Source organism: uncultured Vibrio sp., assembly GCF_947488985.1.
Taxonomy (GTDB): domain Bacteria; phylum Pseudomonadota; class Gammaproteobacteria; order Enterobacterales; family Vibrionaceae; genus Vibrio.
In genome coordinates, this window is the sequence record NZ_CANLBV010000209.1 from 1 (window position 1) to 1,547 (window position 1,547).

Sequence of the window (1,547 nt, forward strand, 5' to 3'; positions counted from 1 at the left end):
AGTACACCTAAACCCAGAAAGAGAAGCTGCTTAATAAGTAAGCAAATGATGACAACTACCTTGAAAAACGCCGATACCTTGCCTTTATTATAATAACTGATATTAATAGATATGAGAGATTGGTTCACGGAATGGTTTCAATTAAATTTACACATTTAAGTTATAGTGCGTTAGGGTCACTCAGTGATGTGTATCCGAATAAACTTTTCAGGGAAGCTGTATTTGAATTTCTTTCCTTTGGGTAAGTGCTTTTTTGCGTATCGACAGACTTTACTATCGCCAGATACTTTGACCATTTTAATTTTCGCATAGCCTTTAGAATGCCTCATTTCAATCATAAGATCGCAATAACCCTCAACTTCAATACTGCTCTTATTTAGTCCCTTTATAACGCTTGCTTTGATCTTTTTAGCTACAGGATTTACCAATGAGTCATCGGCGAATACCATTAGGGGGGCAAAATGCAATAGGAAGATTAGATATCTCATGCTGTTCTCTCGTTAATAGAATTGAGAATAGTATGTAAATAATTAAAGCGATGGGAGAATGAACTAAGTATGACAAACGACCAAACGAGACGTAATTCCTAGCAATTATGCTTTCTTCGAGCCTTTAGACTTAAAGCTATTATGCGGGAAAACATTACGAATACGCTGTTGCACGCTTTTAGGCACATCTTTCGTAAACTTAAGGTTATAACCTTAAGTTTTGCATACACTTTAAGTTCGCCGTTAAAGGCATTATTGTGGCCAATCTCTTGCAAGTTATGTTTGAAGCTCGGAGGAAGGTGCCCTTTAACCTGCTCTATTGACCCATTATTAAACTTAATTTTTAATACAGGTCTGTCAATTGCGACTAACCAAAAGACCAACACCGCACCGATTAAAATTACGTACATCATAATGCCACCACTAATATAAATGATTACTTGTCGTCAGAAAGGAGTTTGCTTAAGTCTTCCTTAAGGTTGGTCACTGTCTTACTCGCCTGCTCACTGCGAGATGCTTCACTCACTAAGTATTCAATGGCATCAGACAGAGTACAACCAAGCTCATTCGCACGTTGAGATAGCTTTTCCCATACGCGATAATCAAGGTCAATGGACTTCTTCTTCGTATGAATTTGTTCGGCGTTGAAGTGACGCTTTCTCTTGGCTCTGATCGCTTGCTTAAGTTTGTTATCAAGATCTGGAGACATGTGGTCAGATATCCACTCAAGAACGCCTGTTGGTTGATGTTCAAGCTCCAATAAGGCTTTAACTGCCACATCAGCTTCACTTGAATCAATATGGCAAGTGATCGATTCACCTTCTTTCCATTTTTTGACCAAGTAATTCCATTTCCAACCACATTCTAAGTTTTCAAGTTGCTGATATTTCATGTCTAATCTCGAGATTTAATCTTGGTGACAGCGTAACCCAAAATAGGTAAAGTAACAATTACTGTCTTGAAAGAATAGACCAAGATCATACTTATACCCGTGATCATTGAAGGTGCTTGATTTTTAGTAAAATCAGGATCATGCTACGAACTATGATAATTACACTG

General features: G+C 37.8%; 2 protein-coding genes and 1 pseudogene. All 3 read right to left on the bottom strand.

The window, feature by feature from the left end; all coding sequences use genetic code 11:
* Window positions 1-176: 176 nt before the first annotated feature.
* Window positions 177-488 (bottom strand): hypothetical protein, encoded by a 312-nt coding sequence (locus tag Q1A70_RS19850; RefSeq protein ID WP_299695736.1) that lies wholly within the window; start codon window positions 486-488, stop codon window positions 177-179.
* A gap of 123 nt (window positions 489-611) precedes the next feature.
* Window positions 612-901 (bottom strand): annotated as a pseudogene (locus Q1A70_RS19855) (DUF3634 family protein); the annotation flags it as partial.
* Window positions 902-924: 23 nt separating this feature from the next.
* Entirely contained in the window at window positions 925-1,380 is a 456-nt protein-coding gene (gene matP / locus Q1A70_RS19860) for a macrodomain Ter protein MatP (protein WP_299695738.1), read from the bottom strand.
* Between the last annotated feature and the right edge of the window lie 167 nt (window positions 1,381-1,547).